Origin of the sequence: Planomonospora sp. ID67723, from assembly GCF_015711605.1 — a bacterium.
Classification (GTDB): Bacteria; Actinomycetota; Actinomycetes; order Streptosporangiales; family Streptosporangiaceae; genus Planomonospora_A.
On sequence record NZ_JABTEZ010000005.1, the window covers coordinates 571,888 to 588,793 of the forward strand.

13 protein-coding genes are annotated in these 16,906 nt (G+C 72.0%); 7 read left to right on the forward strand and 6 right to left on the reverse strand.

What is annotated here, in order from left to right; translation table 11 throughout:
• Positions 1 to 60: 60 nt before the first annotated feature.
• The 4 genes from HS041_RS33475 to HS041_RS33490 all read left to right on the forward strand — a co-directional run bounded on the left by HS041_RS33475 (position 61) and on the right by HS041_RS33490 (position 5,359).
• On the forward strand, positions 61 to 1,599 hold the full coding sequence (locus HS041_RS33475) for an ABC transporter substrate-binding protein (RefSeq protein ID WP_196444846.1): 1,539 nt from the start codon (positions 61 to 63) through the stop codon (positions 1,597 to 1,599).
• Positions 1,600 to 1,690: 91 nt separating this feature from the next.
• The gene (locus HS041_RS33480) at positions 1,691 to 2,632 is read left to right on the forward strand and encodes an ABC transporter permease (protein ID WP_196444847.1); all 942 of its coding nucleotides are present in this window, start codon (positions 1,691 to 1,693) and stop codon (positions 2,630 to 2,632) included.
• 67 nt (positions 2,633 to 2,699) lie between these two features.
• The gene (locus tag HS041_RS33485) at positions 2,700 to 4,496 is read left to right on the forward strand and encodes a dipeptide/oligopeptide/nickel ABC transporter permease/ATP-binding protein (RefSeq protein ID WP_196444848.1); all 1,797 of its coding nucleotides are present in this window, start codon (positions 2,700 to 2,702) and stop codon (positions 4,494 to 4,496) included.
• On the forward strand, positions 4,496 to 5,359 hold the full coding sequence (locus tag HS041_RS33490) for an ATP-binding cassette domain-containing protein (protein WP_196444849.1): 864 nt from the start codon (positions 4,496 to 4,498) through the stop codon (positions 5,357 to 5,359). The genes HS041_RS33485 and HS041_RS33490 overlap by 1 nt, the downstream gene beginning before the upstream one ends.
• A gap of 103 nt (positions 5,360 to 5,462) precedes the next feature.
• Here the strand turns inward: HS041_RS33490 and HS041_RS33495 are convergent, their stop codons facing one another.
• Positions 5,463 to 7,127, reverse strand: a complete 1,665-nt coding sequence (locus HS041_RS33495) for a family 20 glycosylhydrolase (protein ID WP_196444850.1) — start codon at positions 7,125 to 7,127, stop codon at positions 5,463 to 5,465.
• Between the two features lie 241 nt (positions 7,128 to 7,368).
• Here HS041_RS33495 and HS041_RS33500 point away from each other — a divergent pair, with 241 nt between their 5' ends.
• The 3 genes from HS041_RS33500 to HS041_RS33510 all read left to right on the forward strand — a co-directional run bounded on the left by HS041_RS33500 (position 7,369) and on the right by HS041_RS33510 (position 10,227).
• Positions 7,369 to 9,189 (forward strand): flavin-containing monooxygenase, encoded by a 1,821-nt coding sequence (locus tag HS041_RS33500; protein WP_196444851.1) that lies wholly within the window; start codon positions 7,369 to 7,371, stop codon positions 9,187 to 9,189.
• Between the two features lie 125 nt (positions 9,190 to 9,314).
• Positions 9,315 to 9,689 (forward strand): hypothetical protein, encoded by a 375-nt coding sequence (locus HS041_RS33505; protein ID WP_196444852.1) that lies wholly within the window; start codon positions 9,315 to 9,317, stop codon positions 9,687 to 9,689.
• A 157-nt stretch (positions 9,690 to 9,846) separates the two neighbouring features.
• Positions 9,847 to 10,227 (forward strand): response regulator transcription factor, encoded by a 381-nt coding sequence (locus tag HS041_RS33510; RefSeq protein ID WP_196444853.1) that lies wholly within the window; start codon positions 9,847 to 9,849, stop codon positions 10,225 to 10,227.
• A gap of 65 nt (positions 10,228 to 10,292) precedes the next feature.
• On the opposite strand, the gene HS041_RS33515 is transcribed toward HS041_RS33510, so the two are convergent.
• The 5 genes from HS041_RS33515 to HS041_RS33535 form a co-directional block, all read right to left on the reverse strand.
• Complete coding sequence (locus HS041_RS33515) at positions 10,293 to 12,380, reverse strand: sensor histidine kinase (RefSeq protein ID WP_196444854.1); 2,088 nt, start codon at positions 12,378 to 12,380, stop codon at positions 10,293 to 10,295.
• 344 nt (positions 12,381 to 12,724) lie between these two features.
• Entirely contained in the window at positions 12,725 to 13,477 is a 753-nt protein-coding gene (locus HS041_RS33520) for an MBL fold metallo-hydrolase (RefSeq protein WP_196444855.1), read from the reverse strand.
• A gap of 163 nt (positions 13,478 to 13,640) precedes the next feature.
• The gene (locus tag HS041_RS33525) at positions 13,641 to 14,645 is read right to left on the reverse strand and encodes a GlxA family transcriptional regulator (protein ID WP_196444856.1); all 1,005 of its coding nucleotides are present in this window, start codon (positions 14,643 to 14,645) and stop codon (positions 13,641 to 13,643) included.
• 162 nt (positions 14,646 to 14,807) lie between these two features.
• Positions 14,808 to 15,674 carry an SGNH/GDSL hydrolase family protein gene (locus HS041_RS33530; protein WP_196444857.1) on the reverse strand — a complete coding sequence of 289 codons (867 nt, stop codon included), beginning with the start codon at positions 15,672 to 15,674 and terminating at the stop codon, positions 14,808 to 14,810.
• 119 nt (positions 15,675 to 15,793) lie between these two features.
• Positions 15,794 to 16,906, reverse strand: coding sequence for a YihY/virulence factor BrkB family protein (locus HS041_RS33535; protein ID WP_196444858.1), 1,113 nt, complete (start codon positions 16,904 to 16,906; stop codon positions 15,794 to 15,796).

Consider the following 16,906-nt stretch of genomic DNA (forward strand, 5'->3'; position numbering starts at 1 on the left):
GTATGCTCGCCGCACATTCGGCCGAGACAGTCGTCCCCGCCTTGAGACGGAGTGAGCTCCATGAAGAAATCCGCCAGGGTAGCCATCGCCGCGCTTGCCCTCCTCGCTGCGCCGACGGTGCTCGCAGGCTGTTCGGACTCCGGCGGCGCCGCACCGGACAGCGGCCCCAAGGCCCTGAGCATCGCGACGATGACCCTCCCGCAGAGCCTCGATCCGAAGGACGCCACCGGCAGCGCGCTCCCGTTCTTCCAGGCCGTCTACGACACTCTCGTCAAGCGCGAGCCGGACGGCTCCTACAGCCCGATGCTCGCCACCGAGTGGAAGTACAACGACGACCTCACCGAGCTGGCGCTCACCCTCCGCAGCGGCGTGACGTTCGACGACGGCACCCCGTTCGACGCCGAGGCCGTCAAGGCGAACATGGAGCGCTTCCGCAAGGGCGGCGGCGCGCAGGCCAAGACGCTCAACGACGTCAAGGCCATCAAGGTGGTCGACGCCACGCACGTGACCCTGGAGCTGGCGCAGCCCAACCCCGCGATGCTGTTCTACCTGAGCGACGCGGCCGGTCTCATGGCCAACCCCGCCGACTTCACCAAGGGCGACGCGCTCAAGACCAAGCCCAGCGGGACCGGCCCCTACGACCTGGACCAGAACCTGACCTTCATCGGGACCAGGTGGACGTTCACCCGGGCCCCCGGCTACTGGGGCGCCAAGCTCCCCTACGACACGGTCACGATCAGCTTCTTCGACAACGAGACGGCCATCGTGAACGGTCTCAAGACCGGGCAGATCAACGCCGCCCTGATCCAGGACGCCGACCAGCAGATCAGCGCCGAGAGCGACCCGAAGGTCAAGACGGTCAAGCAGGAGTTCGACTTCCAGGGCCTGGTCCTGTTCGACCGGGCCGGGGCCGTCACCCCGGAGATGCGTGACCCCCGGGTGCGCCAGGCGCTGAACCACGCGATCGACCGCAAGACGATGCTGGAGAAGATCCGCCAGAGCCGCGGCGCGATCACCAACCAGGTCTTCGGCACCTCCACCGCGGCCTACAAGCCCGAGCTCGACGCCTATTACTCCTACGACCCGGCCAAGGCGCGCGAACTGCTCAAGGAGGCCGGGCACTCCGGCGGCTTCACCCTGAAACTGCCCCGCATCGCGGCGATCGTCTCCGACGCGCTCGCCGCCTCGCTCCAGGCCGACCTGGGCGCCGTCGGCGTCAAGCTCGTCTGGGAGGACGTCGACGCCGGCTCCGCCATCAAGCGCATCTTCACCGACCGCGCCTTCTCCGGCCTGGTCATGAACATCGGCCAGTCCTCGACCGACTGGGTCGTGGTCGGCGAGCTGGTCCTCCCCGGGGCGTTCAACATGTTCGGCTACACCGACGACACGGTGAAGGAACTGCTGCCCAAGATCCAGGGCAGGGACGCCCAGGCCGCCAAGGCGGAGCTGCAGGCGCTCAACGAGCACCTCGTCAAGGACGGCTGGTTCGTGCCCTTCTACCGGATGACGTACCTGCACGTCTCGGACGGCAGCGTGACGATCACCCCGCAGGACGGCATGGCCGTGCCGTCCATCTACAACTACGCGCCCGCCAAGTAGTGCCGCCGGCCGGGGCCGGGCGGATCCGCCCGGCCCCGGCCCGACAACGGATGTCGAGTTCCCATGCCGAGCTTCCCATGTTGAGCTTCCCATGCTGAGCTTCATCGCGCGCAGGACCGCGGCGGGGGCGGTGCTCCTCTTCGTGATCTCCTTCCTCTCCTACACGCTCCTGTCGATCCCCGACATCGACGTGGGCCGGCAGCTCCTCGGGCAGGGGGCGAGCCAGGACCTCGTCGACGCCAGGAACGCCGCCCTCGGGCTGGACCGCCCCACCGCCGTGCAGTATCTGGACTGGCTGACCCACTCCCTCCGGGGTGACTTCGGAACCTCCTGGTTCAGCGGCGAGGACGTGACGCGGGCGATCGTGAACCGGCTGCCCGTCACGGTCAGCCTGATGATCGGCGTCACCCTGGTCACGGCCGTGCTCGCGTTCCTGCTCGGGGTGTGGGCCGGAGTCCGCCGCGGCGCGGTCGACCGGTTCGTGCAGGTCTTCGCCGTTGTGGGCTACGCCCTGCCCGGCTTCCTGGTGACCCTGGTCATCGTCCTGGTCTTCGCCGTGCACCTGCGCTGGTTCCCGGCCATCGGCTACGTGGGCCTCACCGAGTCCTTCACCGGATGGCTGTCCACCGTGACGCTGCCCATCGCCTCCCTGGCCGTCGGCTCCGTCGCCGGCGTCGCGCAGCAGGTCCGGGGGTCGGTGATCGACGTCATGCGCCAGGACTACGTGCGCACCCTGCGCGCGCGGGGGCTGCCGCCGTGGCGGATCGTCTTCCGGCACGTCGTCCGGAACGCCTCGGCGCCCGCCCTCGCGGTGCTCGGCATGCAGTTCGTCGGCATGCTCGGCGGGGCCGTACTGGTGGAGCAGATCTTCGGGCTCCCCGGCATCGGGAGCATGACCGTCAACTACACCACCCGCGGCGACATCCCCGTCATCATGGCGCTGGTCGTGTTCTCCGTGACCGGCGTGATCGTGATCAACCTCGTCGTCGACATCCTGATCGGCTGGCTGAACCCGAAAGCAAGGATCACATGAGCGAGCGAGTCAACGGGCGCGGTGCGTCCGCGAATGCGGACCCCGAGCCGCCGGGCGGGGAGATCGTATGAGCGAGAGCGCACCGGCCGGAGCACCGGCCCCGCCTCCGGCCCCGCCTCCGGCCGCGCTCGGGCCCGCGCGGCGGACCGGCGCCGTACGGCTGCTGCTGAGGCACCCACTGGGGCTGGCCTCCGGGGCCGTCCTGGCCGCCGTCGTCCTGGCGGTGCTGCTCGCCCCCGTGCTCAGCCCGGCGGAGCCGGGCGTCTCCAGCCTGCGCGACGCGTTCGGCGGCCCGGCCGCCGGCCACCCGCTCGGCTTCGACTCGGCCGGCCGGGACATCGTGGCCCGCCTGCTGCACGGCGGGCGGAACACGCTGGGCGGCGCGGTGATCGCCCTGGTGGTCGCGCTGGCCCTGGGCGTGCCGAGCGGCCTGCTGGCGGGATACTACGGGGGCTGGTTCGACTCCGCGGCGAGCTGGGCCGTCAACCTGGTCATGGCCCTGCCGGCCATGGTCGTGCTGCTGGCCTCGCGCGCCATCCTCGGTCCCACCGTGTGGGTCCTCATGGTGGTGCTCGGGTTCCTCGTGGCGCCCGCCTTCTTCCGGCTGGTACGCGGCATCGTCGCGAGCGTCCGCAACGAGCTCTACGTCGACGCCGCCAAGGTGTCGGGGCTGCGCGACCGGCGGATCGTGGCGCGCCACGTGCTCATCGTGGTGCGCGCCCCCATCATCATCCAGGTGGCGCTCGTCTCCGGGATCGCCATCGGCCTGCAGGCGGGCCTGGAGTTCCTCGGCATCGGCAGCGGGGACACGCCGACGTGGGGGGCGATGCTCAACGAGGCGTTCAAGAACATCCAGCGCGCGCCGCTGCTGATGCTCTGGCCCGGCCTCGCCCTGGGCCTGACCAGCGGCGCGCTGGTGCTGCTCGCCGCCGCCCTGCGCGACGTGCTGGAGGACCGGGGCGCGGCGCCCGCCGCCCGGCGCCGCCGTACCGGCCCCACCACCATCACCGCCCCGCGGAGCGCGGGCGCGTGCGCCGGGCTGCTGTCGGTGCGCGACCTGGCCGTCTCCTACGCGCTGCCCGGCGGCGGCGAGCGGGAGGTGGTCCACGGCGTGGACCTCGACGTGCGGGCGGGGGAGATCGTCGGCCTGGTCGGCGAGTCCGGATCGGGCAAGACCCAGACCGCCTTCTCGATCCTCGGCATCCTCCCCGAGGGCGGCCGCGTCTGCCGCGGGAGCGTCACCGTCGAGGGCGAGGAGATCGTCGGCATGCCCGAGCGCAGGCACCGCGAGCTGCGCGGGAACGTCGTCGCCTACGTCCCCCAGGAGCCGATGAGCAACCTCGACCCGGCGTTCACGATCGGCAGCCAGCTCGTCGAGCCGATGCGCTGCAAGCTCCGGATCTCGAAGGCGGAGGCCACCCGGCGCGCGCTGGAGCTGCTGCGCCTGGTCGAGATCGCGGACCCGAGGCGGACCTTCGCCTCCTACCCCCACGAGATCTCCGGCGGCATGGCGCAGCGCGTCCTGATCGCGGGCGCCATGTCGTGCGACCCCAGGCTCCTGATCGCGGACGAGCCCACCACGGCGCTCGACGTCAGGGTCCAGGCCGAGGTGCTCGGCCTGCTCCGAAGGCTGCAGCGGGAACGCGACCTCGGCGTCCTGCTCGTCACCCACAACCTCGGCGTGGTCGCGGACCTGTGCGACCGCGTGGCCGTGATGAAACAGGGGCGCATCGTCGAGACCGGGACGGCGGAGCAGGTCCTGCACGCCCCGCAGGATCCCTACACCCGGAAACTGCTCGGCGCCGTGCTGGACCACGTCCCGGCGCGCAGGCCCTGGCAGCCGTCGAACGCGGAGGTCTCGTGATGTCCGCAAGCGCGCCCGGCAGCGCGACCGTCGATGCCCTGCTGAGGGTCGAGGACCTGCGGGTCTCCTTCCCCGGGAAGGGGTGGCGCGCCCCCCGGGTGGAGGTCCTGAAGGGCGTGTCGCTGGATGTCCGCCCCGGCGAGACCCTGGGGCTGGTGGGGGAGTCGGGGTCGGGCAAGACCACGATCGGGCGGGCGATCCTGGGCCTCGTCCCGGTCCGGTCCGGGGCGATCACGTTCGCAGGGGAGCGCATCGACCGTGTCCCGGCCCGGCGCCGGCGCGAGCTGAGCCGCGACATCCAGGTCATCTTCCAGGACCCGTACACCTCGCTGAACCCCTCGCTGACCGTGGGGGACACGCTCTCGGAGCCGCTGCTCGCGCAGGGGTACGGCGCCCGCGAGGCCCGCGAGCGGGTCGGCGGGCTCCTCGACCGGGTGGAACTGCCCGCCGACGCCGCCCACCGGCTGCCCCGCGAGTTCTCCGGCGGTCAGCGCCAGCGGGTGGCGATCGCCCGCGCCCTGGCGATCGGCCCCCGGCTGATCGTGTGCGACGAACCGGTCTCGGCCCTCGACCTGACCACCCAGAAGACGGTGCTCGACCTGCTGGTGGAGATCCAGGAACGGACGGGGGTCGCCTACCTGTTCGTCTCCCACGACCTGTCGGTGGTCCGGTTCATGAGCCACCGGGTGGCGGTCATCCACCGGGGTGAGATCGTGGAGACGGGCGAGGCGGCCGAGGTGACGGCCGAGCCGCGGCACCCCTACACCCGGGGGCTGCTGCTCTCGGCCCCGGTCGCCGACGTCGCCGCGCAGCGGGCGCGCCGTGAGGCGTTCGAGCGGGAGTACGGCGCCGCCGCCACCTGATCCCCAGGGCATCTCCCCGCGATCCCCGCCCCGGCGGACGCCGCGTCCGCCGGGGCCCTGCCCTTCCCCGCGACCGGCGCGCCCGGGCGGGTCCGGGGCCGCCTCATCCGTCTGCGGCCTCCGGGGCGGCGGCGCCGAACACGTCCGCCGAACGGTAGTAGCCTCCCCATCCGAGGCGTTCCCACCACCGCGCGTGCGCGGCCACCCGGCCGCGGTGGTCCGGCCAGCCGGTGGCCTGCGGGGTCCACGTCTTCTCGGCGATCCCCGCCAGCCGGGGGAGCAGGAGGAAGGCGAGGTCGTCGAAGTCCGTGACGGTCTCGCACCAGATCGCGGCCTCCACCCCGGCGAGCCGGGCTCCCGCGGGGATCTCGGCCAGCGTCTCCGGCCGCCAGCCGAACAGCTCGCGGCTGGTGCGCGGCTCGTAGTCGGCGAAGCCGACCCGCGTGCGCCGGGCCGTCTGCTCGGCCAGCAGCGAGTCCTCGGCGTACCGGCGGTCGAGGTACAGCACGCTGCTGGGTGAGGCGAGCACGCAGGCGCCCGCGGCGACGGCCTCCGGCACGTCCTGTGGGGCTCCCTCGAACGAGCGCGCCACGAGGTCGATGAGCGGGTGGTACTCGGCCGGGGCGAGGGCGCGGGCGGCCTCGGCGTCGAAGACGTGATCGGAGCCGATCCAGCACTGCGCCAGGTCCGCGGGCGTGAGCGCGCCGGAGCGGGCAGCCTCCTGCCAGGCCACGGCGCGCTTGCCGGTGGCCCGCACGAGCTCCAGCGCCCGCGCCGTGAACGCGGCGTACAGCTCGTGCGGCATGCCGAGGGCCTCGTCGCCGCCGACGTGCAGGAACGGCCCCGGAGTGAGCCGGGCCAGCTCGCGCAGCACGTCCGCCACGAAGCCGTCCGTCGCCTCGGCCCTCGGGTCGAGGAAGGGCAGGAGCGGGTGCGGCGGCTCGTCCTCGCCGCCCAGCTCCGGGTACGCGCGGACGGCGGCGAGCGCGTGGCCGGGCATGTCGACCTCGGGGACGACGGTGACGAAGCGCGCCGCCGCGTACGCGACGATCTCCCGGTAGTCGTCGCGGCCGTAGGACTGCGGGCCGTCGCCGTTGCGGGAGCCGTCGCCGCCGGGCCAGTTCGCGGGGTCGGTGAGCTCCGGCCGGCCGGTGATCTCCAGGCGCCAGGCCTGGCTGTCGGTGAGGTGCAGGTGCAGCACGTTGAACCGGTACAGGGCGAGCAGGTCGACGACCTTCTTGACCTGCTCGACCGGGAAGAACCGCCGCACCACGTCGAGGGAGAGGCCGCGCCAGCGCAGGGCGGGGCCGTCGAGGACGCGCACCCCGGGAGCGGTGAGGCCGTCCCCGGCATCATCCCCGGTGAGCAGCTGGGCGAAGGCGACCGCGCCGCGGAACAGGCCCTCCGCCGAGGACGCCGTCACCGTGGCCCCGCCCGCGGTCACCGCGAGCTCGTGGCATTCACGGGAGCCGGCGGATCCGGTCTCCCGGTCCAGCGGGTCGATCCCCTGTGCCGGGACGAGCTCCGCGGCGCCCGGCACCTCGGGGACGAGCACGAGGCGGAGCTCGGCCTCGCCCCCCACCTGGACGGACGGCTCCACGCCGTGCATACGGCCGAGGAGGTCGGCGACGACCTCGCCGAGATCGGACAGCCCGGTGGAGGGCACCGCGATGCGCGGCCGCCTGCCCATCCGGAGTTCGCCCTCTCCCGCCGGAGCGAGCCGCTGGGGCAGGGGGACGAGGGGAACGGGCGGGATGGATTCGGACATGGCACTCCCGGCGCGATGAGATGCCCGTGCCGTACGGGCATCTCGTTTTTCTACCACATGGTAAGTAATCTGCACTCTCCCGAGGATTTGCGCCGGACCCGAGGTCGCGTGGTGTCCGGGTGGCGGCAGCACCATTGTGGGCGGCGTTACCGAATGACATTCTGATACTGCCGGGGCGGGCGCCGTCCGGCGGCCGTCCGTGCTGCGGCCCGTCCTCCGCCGACACCCCTTCGGAGCGCGCATGACCGTCGCCGACCGCCCCACCAGGCCTGATGACACCCCCGTGGACAAGGAGGCCCTGCGCCGGAGATACCGCCAGGAGCGTGACAAGCGGCTCCGCCCGGACGGCAACGACCAGTACCTCCGGCTCACCGGCGGACTCGCGCGCTACCTCGACGACCCCTACACGCCGAAGACCCCGCGCGAGCCGAAGACCGACCACGTGACGGTCGCCTTCATCGGCGGCGGCTTCGCCGGCCTCGTCACCGGCGCCCGTTTGAAGGAGGCCGGCGTCGGCGACGTCCGCATCATCGAGAAGGGCGGCGACTTCGGCGGTACCTGGTACTGGAACCGGTACCCGGGCGCGCAGTGCGACACGGCGTCGTTCGTCTACATGCCGCTCCTCGAGGAGACCGGCCACATGCCGACGGAGAAGTACGCGCACGGGCCCGAGATCCTCGAGCACTGCCGGCGCATCGGCAAGCACTTCGACCTGTACGGCGACGCGCTCTTCCACACCGAGGTCAAGGACCTCGAATGGGACGGCACGCGGTCGCGCTGGATCATCCGTACGGATCGGGGCGACGAGTTCACCGCCCGGTTCGTCGCCATGGGCACCGGTCCGTTGCACGTGCCGAAGCTGCCGGGGATCCCGGGGATCGAATCGTTCAGGGGGCACTCGTTCCACACGAGCCGGTGGGACTACGGCTACACCGGCGGCGACCCCTCGGGAGCGCCGATGGACCGGCTCGCCGGAAAGCGGGTCGCCGTCATCGGGACGGGGGCGACCGCCGTGCAGTGCGTGCCCCATCTGGCGCGGGCGTGCGGGGAGCTGTACGTGTTCCAGCGCACCCCCTCGTCGGTCGACGTCCGCGACAACCGGCCGACCGACCCCGAGTGGTTCGCCCGGATCGCGACCCCGGGCTGGCAGCGGCGCTGGCTGGAGAACTTCACGGCCAACCAGACGGGCGGCACGGCCGCGGAGGACCTGGTGATGGACGGCTGGACCGACATCGCCCGGCGGGTGCGCGCCAGGATCACGGCGCTCCCGCCCGGGGACCTCACCCCGGAGAAGATGCTGGAGGCCTACGAGGACTCCGACTTCGAGAAGATGGAGGAGATCCGCGCGCGCGTCGACGCGATCGTCGAGGACCCCGAGACCGCCCGGAAGCTGAAAGCCTGGTACGGCCAGCTCTGCAAGCGGCCGTGCTTCCACGACGAGTACCTGCAGGCGTACAACCTCCCCGGAACGCACCTCGTCGACACCGACGGAAAGGGCGTGGAAAGGATCACTGAGGCCGGGGTCGTCGCCGCCGGCAGGGAGTACGAGGTCGACTGCGTCATCTACGCCTCCGGCTTCGAGGTCGGCACCGACCACACGCGGCGGGCGGGCTACGACATGACCGGCCGCGACGGCGTCAGGCTCTCCGAGCGCTGGGCCGAGGGCATGCGCACCCTGCACGGCATCCACGTGCACGGTTTCCCGAACGCCTTCTTCGTGCAGCCGGCGCAGGGCGCGAACCTCATCTCCAACATCCCGCACAACCTCACGGAGGCGGGCAGGGCGATCGCCCTGATCGTCGAACACGCCCTGGCAGGCGGGTTCGACGAGGTCGAGGTCACCCGGGAGGCCGAGGACGCGTGGATCGAGCTCCTGCTCTCGGGACCGGGAACGCTGCTGGGGTCACCGGACTGCACGCCGGGTTACTACAACAACGAGGGTCGGGACCCGGGACTCCGGGGGCGGCTCAACGTCGGCTACCCGCGGGGGGCGATGGCCTACTTCGCCTACCTCGACCGGTGGAGCGCCTCCGGCGCGTTCGAGGGTCTCGAGTTCCGCTGACGCGAGGCGGAGGAGATCCCGAAGGAGACGGGGCGGAGACGCTCGCCGTCCACTCCTCCGGACGGGACTGGGAGAATGGTGACAGCGCGGTGAGACCGCGCGATGGGGGAACCGGAGACCCGATCATGAGCGACCTTCCCGACGGCCGGACCGGACACCCGGGGAACTCCGGGCGCGAAACCGGCCCGCGACGCGATCCCGGCCCGCGGGCGGCACGCGACCTCGCCGCGCTGACGAGGGAGAAGCAACTGGCCGTCATCGGCCTGATCAGCGCGTACATCCAGTCCCCGGACCTGGGGGAGGACACGGTCGCCGACATGGTCGGCGGGTTCCTGCCCAGCGTGGACGACCGGTCGGACAGCGGGGCCGCGGCGGTGCAGAACGCGTACCTGGGTGTGATCGCCCACCTGCTCGGAGAACTGGCGCACGAGCGCGGGGAACCGGCCGAGCGGGTGTGGCAGCGAGCCGCGGTGGAACTGGTGAGCGGGCACGGCGGCTGAACGGCGGCTGAACGGCGGCACGAGCGTCTCCACCGTGCGGGACGCGGCCGGTCCGCTCCGGGATCTGCGGTGGTGTGGCCCGGGTGGGAGGGGTAGATGTCTCTGGCGGACTCGGTTTCCGGGGCCGGGGGCCGGAGAGGGGGAGCGGTGTAGGCGTATGTCGAACATCCTGGTCGTCGAGGACGACGCCGACATCCGTGACCTGGTCGTCTTCCAGCTGGGCCAGGACGGCCACCAGGTGTGCGCGGTCGCCGACGGACCGGCGGCGCTGGACGCCGTGCAGCAGCGGTGCCCGGACCTGATCGTGCTGGACTGGATGCTGCCGAGGCTGTCCGGGCTGCAGGTGTGCCGCCTGGTACGGGCCATGCCTTCGGCGGAGAAGGTCAAGATTCTGATGCTGACCGTGCGGGTCACGGACACCGACGTGGTCGAATCCCTGGCCGCCGGGGTGGACGAGTTCATGGCCAAGCCCTTCGACCTCCACGACCTTCGGGTGCGCATCAGGACCCTGCTGGCGGGGGCCGACGGCGGGTGCTGAGGGTCCGCGACCCGAGCACGTGGAATCCAGGTGGATCCGGCGGGAGACGCGAACGACCCGGCCGTTCACGCCTCCCGGCTCCCGCCCGGGGCACCCTCCTCGTCCGGAGCGTCCCCGGCGGGCATCGTGAAGTGGAACCGCGAGCCCCCGCCGGGATTGTCCTCGGCGCCGATCGTGCCGCCGTGCCGCTCGACGATGCGCTTGCAGATGGCCAGGCCGAGCCCGCTTCCGCTGTAGGGCCCGCCCTCGTGGGCCCGGTGGAAGTTCTCGAAGATCGCCTCATGCTGTCCCCAGGGGATGCCGATGCCCCGGTCGGCGACCTCGACCCGGACCCACCCCGGCTGCTCGGCCGCGGAGGTGACGGTGATCTCCGGCCGCTCTCCCGGAGCGGTGTACTTCACCGCGTTGCCGATCAGGTTGTCCAGCAACTGGCGCAGCAGGGCCCGGTCGGCCCGGACCGTGTGCAACCGGTGGATGTGGAACACCGGAGCCTGCCGGCCGCCGGCTCCCGCCGGGAGGTCACCACGGGACGCGGCGACCTCCCGGGCCATCTGCCCGAGATCGATCGGGACGGGGGCGATGGGCGCGTCCCGCGCGGCGGCATGAGCCAGCAGGTCCTGGATCAGCTCCCGCATCCGGGACGAGGCCCGCTGGATGCGGACGACGCTGTCGCCCGCCCCGCCCGGCGCCCCGCCCGGCGCACCGCCTCCGGCGGCCGGTCCGACGGCGGAGGCCAGCACCTGCGCCCAGCCGTCGATCGCGGCCAGCGGATTGAGCAGGTCGTGGGCCACGACGCCGGCGAAGGCGGCCAGCTCGTCGCGGTGCCGCCGCTCGGCGGTGACGTCGTGGAAGACCACGACCGCCGCCCGGTCGCCGGCGGGCAGCCGGGTGGCGCTGACGCTGAGCATGCGGCTCTCGGCCGGACCGGGAGGGCACATCAGCACGTCCATGTCGCGGACCTCGTGCCCGGCCAGGGCCAGCATGTGCGGCATCTGCTCCCCGCCGATGGGCGCGCCGTCGGGGTGGAAGAGGCCGGATGCCTCGGTGGTGGTCAGATGGGTGGTGCCGAGCAGCCGCTGAGCGGCCGGGTTGCTCATGACGAAACGCCCGTCGGCGTCGATGACCACCAGGCCGTCGTGCATCGAGTCGACGATCGCCGACAACATCCAGGCCTGCCTGGAGGTCTCCTTCTCGGCCGTGGTCAGCTGCCTCATCAGGGATTCCCGCTCGTCCCGGCCGAGCGCCAGCGCCAGGCCGACCACGGCGAGCATCCCCACGAAGATCTGCGCCACGAGCACCCGGGTGTAGGGGGAATCGACCGAGGCGAACGGGCCGTGGCCGTACAGGGTGAAGAGGATGGCGGCGGTGCCGAGGACGAGGACGTGCAGGGCCACGAAGGTGGTGCTGAACCGCACGGCGGCCCAGACCGTCACCGCGGTCAGCAGGAACGTCAGGGGCAGGTCGTGACTGACCCCGAACGTCACGGCGTAGGCCGCGACCGATATCAGCACCAGGGACAGGAACTCGGCGATCCGCCGGCCGGGGACGCGCCCCAGCGCTTCCCGGGCCGCCCGCCGGGCGGAGAACGGCCGGGCGCGGGGCCGGCGTTCGAGCATGCGCCCCAGCCGCAGGCCCAACGCCGTGATCACCACGATGCTCACGATGTTGCGCGCCATCCACACCGCGCTGGTCAGAGCCGACCACTGACCGCTGGACACCTCCAGTGCGATGGGGCCGGTGAGCGCGCCGACCGCCGCTCCCGCGACCGCGGCCGTCAGCAGCCCCCACAGGTGCCGGACCCGGTCGAAGTCCCCCCACCCCCGGGCGTTCCACAGGTCGGGGCACAACCGGGCGAAGATGTACAGGAACAGCAGCGCCTGCGTCAGGTTCGACACGGTGAAGAAGAGGCTGAGCCCCAGGGGCACGCCGGTCGCCAGGTTGACGACGAGCACGGCCACGGTCAGCGTCAGCACGTCCAGCCACAGGGATCGTTTGCGCCGCTGCGCCAGCAGCCACAGCGCTCCTACCCCGGCCGCCGGCCACACCAGGCCCAGGACCGTCCCGCCCACCGGATTGACCCGCCCGGCGAACAGCGCGGCGACGTACAGCACGGTGAACGCGGCCGTACGGCGCAGCGTCGCTCCGTCGGGCATCAGCGGGCCGCCCGGCGAGGCGGGCTCCGGCGCTTCGGGCGGGCCGGGCACCGCCGCGTGGGCGGCCGGATCTTCAACGGCGTCACAGACGTTTCATCCTCCCGGAGATGTGCCGGTCGGCGGCGGTGTCCGGGCGCCCGTCCCCGTGCGCACCCGGTGCCCTGAAGCCGCGGCCACAGGAAAAGTAACCGAGAGCGACCGGTCGCCCAAGGACAACACGTCGCGGAGACCATCGGTTGACGTCCGCACGACACGAAAACCGGCAACGTCAGGCTGACCCGTGGGTTCGCGCGGGCGTGCCGCCGGTGAGGCGACGCGCCCGAGGGCGCCGGGCCCGTCCCGGTTCAGCCGAGGATCTCCGGGACGCCGGGGGTGAGCCAGTGGAGGCGGTCGGCGAGTCCCTCGGCGGCGAAGCGCGCGGTGACCTGGTCGCGATCCTCGGTGAAGTGCTCCCAGGAGGTGTAGTGGATCGGGCAGACCCGGCGTGCTCCCAGCGAGCGGGTGAGCGCCGCTCCCTGCGCGCCGTCCATGCAGATCAGCTCGCCGCCGCCGAAGTTCTGGATGCGCGGGGCTCCCAGGTGCAGCAGCGCGGTGCCGATCGTGAACCGCCGGCCGATCTCGTCGAGCTCGTCGATGTAGACGGTGTCGCCGGAGATGTAGAGGGCCTCCTCCTCTCCCGGCTCCTCGACGACGAAGCCGGTGACGTCCCCGAAGGGGCCGTGCAGGCAGGGCGTGCCGGTGATCCGCAGCGTCCTGTCGCCGACGGTGAGCTCGTGAGTGGTCCACGGCTCCAGTCCGACGGCGCCGCCGCCGAGGCGTCCGGCGCCGCTGACGGTGGTCAGCACCGGGCGCCCGGCGAGCAGCGTGCGGCCGATGGTGTCCAGGTTGTCGTAGTGCTCGTCATGGCTCAGCAGGACGGCGTCCACCGGCGGCAGGTCGCCGGCCCCGATCGCCGGGCTCTCGGTGCTGCGCAGCACGACGGGACCGTAGTCGTACTCGGCCGGGGCGGGGTCGAAGACCGGGTCGGTGAGCAGGCGCAGCCCGCCGATCTCCAGCAGGACGGTCGCGGTGCCGATGTGCGTGACGGTGATCTTCACGTTGGGTTCTCTCTCGGTGGTGCGCGTGCCCCGTCGGGGCGCGCGGGATCGGCCGGTGCCGCGGGGCGGCACCGGTTGTCGGAAGGAACGGGGACGAAGGGCTGCGTGCCGGGGATCCAGGGGGATCCAGGTGGGGGGACCGGCCGGGGGATCAGACGGGGGATCAGACGGGGGCGGCGGTGCGGAACCTGCGCCGGTACTCCCCCGGAGTGGTGCCCAGACGGTCGCGGAAGACCCGGTGCAGGGTCTCCACGGAACGGAACCCGCAGGTCCTGGCGATGTCGGACGGCAGGCGGCCGGTGCGTTCCAGGAGCCGGCGCGCGGCCTCCAGCCGCATGCCCTCGACGAACGCACCCGGCGTGCTGCCGGTCTCGGCGTGGAAGACCCGGGCGAAGTTCCGCTCGCTCATCGCCATCCGCGCCGCCAGCGCGGGCACCGACAGATCGGCGTCCAGGTTCTCGCCGATCCACAGCCGCAGACCGCGGATGTCCTTGCGGCTGCCGGGACGCTGCGCCAGCGGCACGCTGAACTGGCTCTGGCCGCCCGGCCGCTGCAGGTACATGACCATGGCGCGGGCCACGTCGAGCGCGACCTCGTCGCCGTGGTCCTCGGCCACCAGCGCCAGGGCGAGGTCCATCGAGGAGGTGATGCCGGCACTGGTCCACATCCGCCCCGAGCGGACGAAGATGGGGTCGGACTCGACCTCGACCTCGGGGTGGTCGGCGGCGAGCCGCCCGACGGTCGCCCAGTGCGTGGTGGCGCGGTGCCCGTCCAGCAGCCCGGCGGCCGCGGTGATGTGCGCGCCCGCGCACACCGACGCCACCCGGCCCGCTCCGGGTCCCACCTCGCGCAGCCATGCCACCACGTCCGGGTCGATCTGCGGGACCGGCCCCCCGGGACCGATCAGCATCCGGCCCGGCACGAGCAGCGTGTCGATCGACTCGCGCTGCTCGGCGAACACCTCCTCCACGTGCAGCCGTACCCCTGAGAAGGTCGGCACCGGACCGCGCCGCTCGCCGGCCAGGCGCACCTCGTAACCGGCGCGCCGTCCGCCCAGGAACTGGCCGGCCATCGCGAAGACCTCGGCCGGACCGGTCACGTCCAGTGTGTCGACTCCCGGGAACATGGCGATCACGACCACGTGGGGGACGGTGGGAGGGGCGTTCATGCTTCAACTATCGGGCGACCGCCGGTTGTCCGCAATGACAGGTCATTGCAACATTCCGCCATGACCGCCGGAGCCGGCCCCCCCGCTCCGGTGCCGGACACCGGTTCACCGGTGCCCTGCGCCGGAGCGGCGAGGCGGTTCACCCGTACGCGCGCTCCCGGTTCACCGGCCGAGAGCGGCGGGATAGGTCATCTCCGCCAGCAGGTTCTGACCGGAGACGCTCGGGTGGAAGTAGTCCCACCGGCTCAGGTGCGACAGTTCGAACGGGTACCCGAACACCACGCCGCCGTCGTAGCGGCAGGTGATCTGTTCGGCGCAGACCGCCGCCAGAACCGTGTTGAAGTCGATCACCCTCTGGCGCACCCGCGCACGCCGGTCCACGTCGGCCTGATCGGTCGAACGCGGCCTGGCCAGCATCGACTGGCAGATCCCGAACGTCGCCCACGCCGCCCGGGCCGACGAGCTGCCCTTGCCGACCTCCCACAACCGCCTGATGTCCGGAATGCTCGACACGAAGATCGACGCCTCCGGCAGGCCCGCGGTGAGCGTCTGCATCGCCGTACGGAACGACGCCTCGAAATCCGCCACCGACGTCATCCCCGCCTCCGACGACGTGCAGGCGTCGTTGGCGCCCATCAGGATCGTGACGTAGCCGGCTCCCTGGGAGACGGCCCGCTGCGCCTGCCCCGGAAGATCGGCGATCCTGGCACCCGACCGGGCGTCGTTGTGGGCGACCAGGGAGGGGTCATCGGCCAGCAGGCGGCGGTAGTGGCTGTTCACCGTCGAGCTCGACCCCGTGGACCAGGACCTGGACGGGCAGTCCACGAAGAAGCCGCAGGCGTTGAAGCCCCGGGTGATGGAGTCGCCCAGCGACGCCATCGAGGTCACCGAGACGGTGGAGGCCGTCGGGGCCGACACGGTCCGGCCGGCCGCCGGGCCCCGCGCCGCGGCGCCCGCCGGGAGGGAGGTCAGGGTCATCGCCCCGGCGAGGGCGATGAGAAGGATGGGGAACCGGCGTGGGACTTTCATGCAGCCTCCTCGGGCTCTTCCCCCCGACCAGCTCATTGCTCAGAATGTTCACCCGCATCAGGAAATTGACAAGCTCACATCACACATTCATTACTCGTGAGTAAGCTCGGGGATCGGCGTCAGGGGCTCCGCCGCGACCTGAAGTCGTACCGGCGCGGCTTGGCCCGCGACGTCACCGGCTGCGGCTTCCCGGGTCGCCCTTCCTCGGCCTGTTCTTCGCGGGCCTGTTCTTCGCGGGCCTGCTCCTCCTGGGCCTGTTCCTCCTGGGCCTGCGACCCCGCTTTGACCTCGGGGATCGCCGGTGCGGTGACCACCTCCGTGCGCGGCTCGCCGACGAGCTGCCGGGTGGTCAGGTCGACGACCGTCCCGTGACGGCTGGTCGCGGCGTGCGCGGCGGCGAACAGGATGAGCACGTTGATCAGTTTCAGGAACAGCAGCATGCCCACCGCGCCCGCGACGACCTGGTAAGCCGGATTGGCCGAGCTGATGTTGAAGTACACCTGCCCGATCGTCTTCAGCAGCTCCAGCCCGATCGTCATGATCAACGCTGGTCCGATGAGGCGGCGCGCCGGCAGGTGCAGCCGGGGGGTCAGGGTCAGCAACGCCATCGACAGCAGGGTGTTCACGCAGATGCCGAGCACGAAGGCGGTCGCCGACAGCACCCACTGCGCAGGGGCCGCCTCGATGCCGACCGTCTGCTCGACCAGCCAGGTCAACGCGGTCTGGGCGCCGAAGGACAGGGTCAGCGAGGCCGACAGCAGCAGCCCGAGCATGACCAGCACGCCCAGGTCGATCAGCCACCGGAGGAAGAAGTTGCCCGGATACTGCTCCAGGCCCCAGACCGCCCGGATGGAGGAACGCATGGAATCGACCCAGAACAGGCCGGTCAGCGGAAGCCCGAACGAGGCGATCACCCCGGCCGTGTCCCGGGCGTCGCGCAACGCCTCCACGTCCAGGCGCGGGAACGTGTCGCTCAGGTAGCGCTCCACCTGGCCGAGCGCGGTGGGTGTGTCCAGGACGTGGCCCATGATCACGAACCCCAGCAGGGCCAGGGCGAAGGTGGCGTAGAACGCGTAGTAGGTCATCCCCGCGGAGAGGCGGCCCGCGTCGGTCCGGTCGTAGTGGACGCCGGCCCGCACGAGATGGTCGAGCCAGCCGTACCGGCGCCGGGCGTGGGCCCATCCTCTGATGAATCCGCCGGTCCACCGGCTTGTCCTCGCGGTGGCCGTCAT

Coding starts and splice junctions, on each gene's coding strand:
- HS041_RS33480 (WP_196444847.1), top strand. CDS start 1,691: ATGCTGAGCTTCATCGCGCGCAGGACCGCGGCGGGGGCGGTGCTCCTC.
- HS041_RS33495 (WP_196444850.1), bottom strand. CDS start 7,127: ATGTCCGAATCCATCCCGCCCGTTCCCCTCGTCCCCCTGCCCCAGCGG.
- HS041_RS33500 (WP_196444851.1), top strand. CDS start 7,369: ATGACCGTCGCCGACCGCCCCACCAGGCCTGATGACACCCCCGTGGAC.
- HS041_RS33535 (WP_196444858.1), bottom strand. CDS start 16,906: ATGACGGCCACCGCGAGGACAAGCCGGTGGACCGGCGGATTCATCAGA.
- HS041_RS33525 (WP_196444856.1), bottom strand. CDS start 14,645: ATGAACGCCCCTCCCACCGTCCCCCACGTGGTCGTGATCGCCATGTTC.
- HS041_RS33490 (WP_196444849.1), top strand. CDS start 4,496: ATGTCCGCAAGCGCGCCCGGCAGCGCGACCGTCGATGCCCTGCTGAGG.
- HS041_RS33530 (WP_196444857.1), bottom strand. CDS start 15,674: ATGAAAGTCCCACGCCGGTTCCCCATCCTTCTCATCGCCCTCGCCGGG.
- HS041_RS33510 (WP_196444853.1), top strand. CDS start 9,847: ATGTCGAACATCCTGGTCGTCGAGGACGACGCCGACATCCGTGACCTG.
- HS041_RS33485 (WP_196444848.1), top strand. CDS start 2,700: ATGAGCGAGAGCGCACCGGCCGGAGCACCGGCCCCGCCTCCGGCCCCG.
- HS041_RS33505 (WP_196444852.1), top strand. CDS start 9,315: ATGAGCGACCTTCCCGACGGCCGGACCGGACACCCGGGGAACTCCGGG.
- HS041_RS33515 (WP_196444854.1), bottom strand. CDS start 12,380: ATGCCCGACGGAGCGACGCTGCGCCGTACGGCCGCGTTCACCGTGCTG.
- HS041_RS33475 (WP_196444846.1), top strand. CDS start 61: ATGAAGAAATCCGCCAGGGTAGCCATCGCCGCGCTTGCCCTCCTCGCT.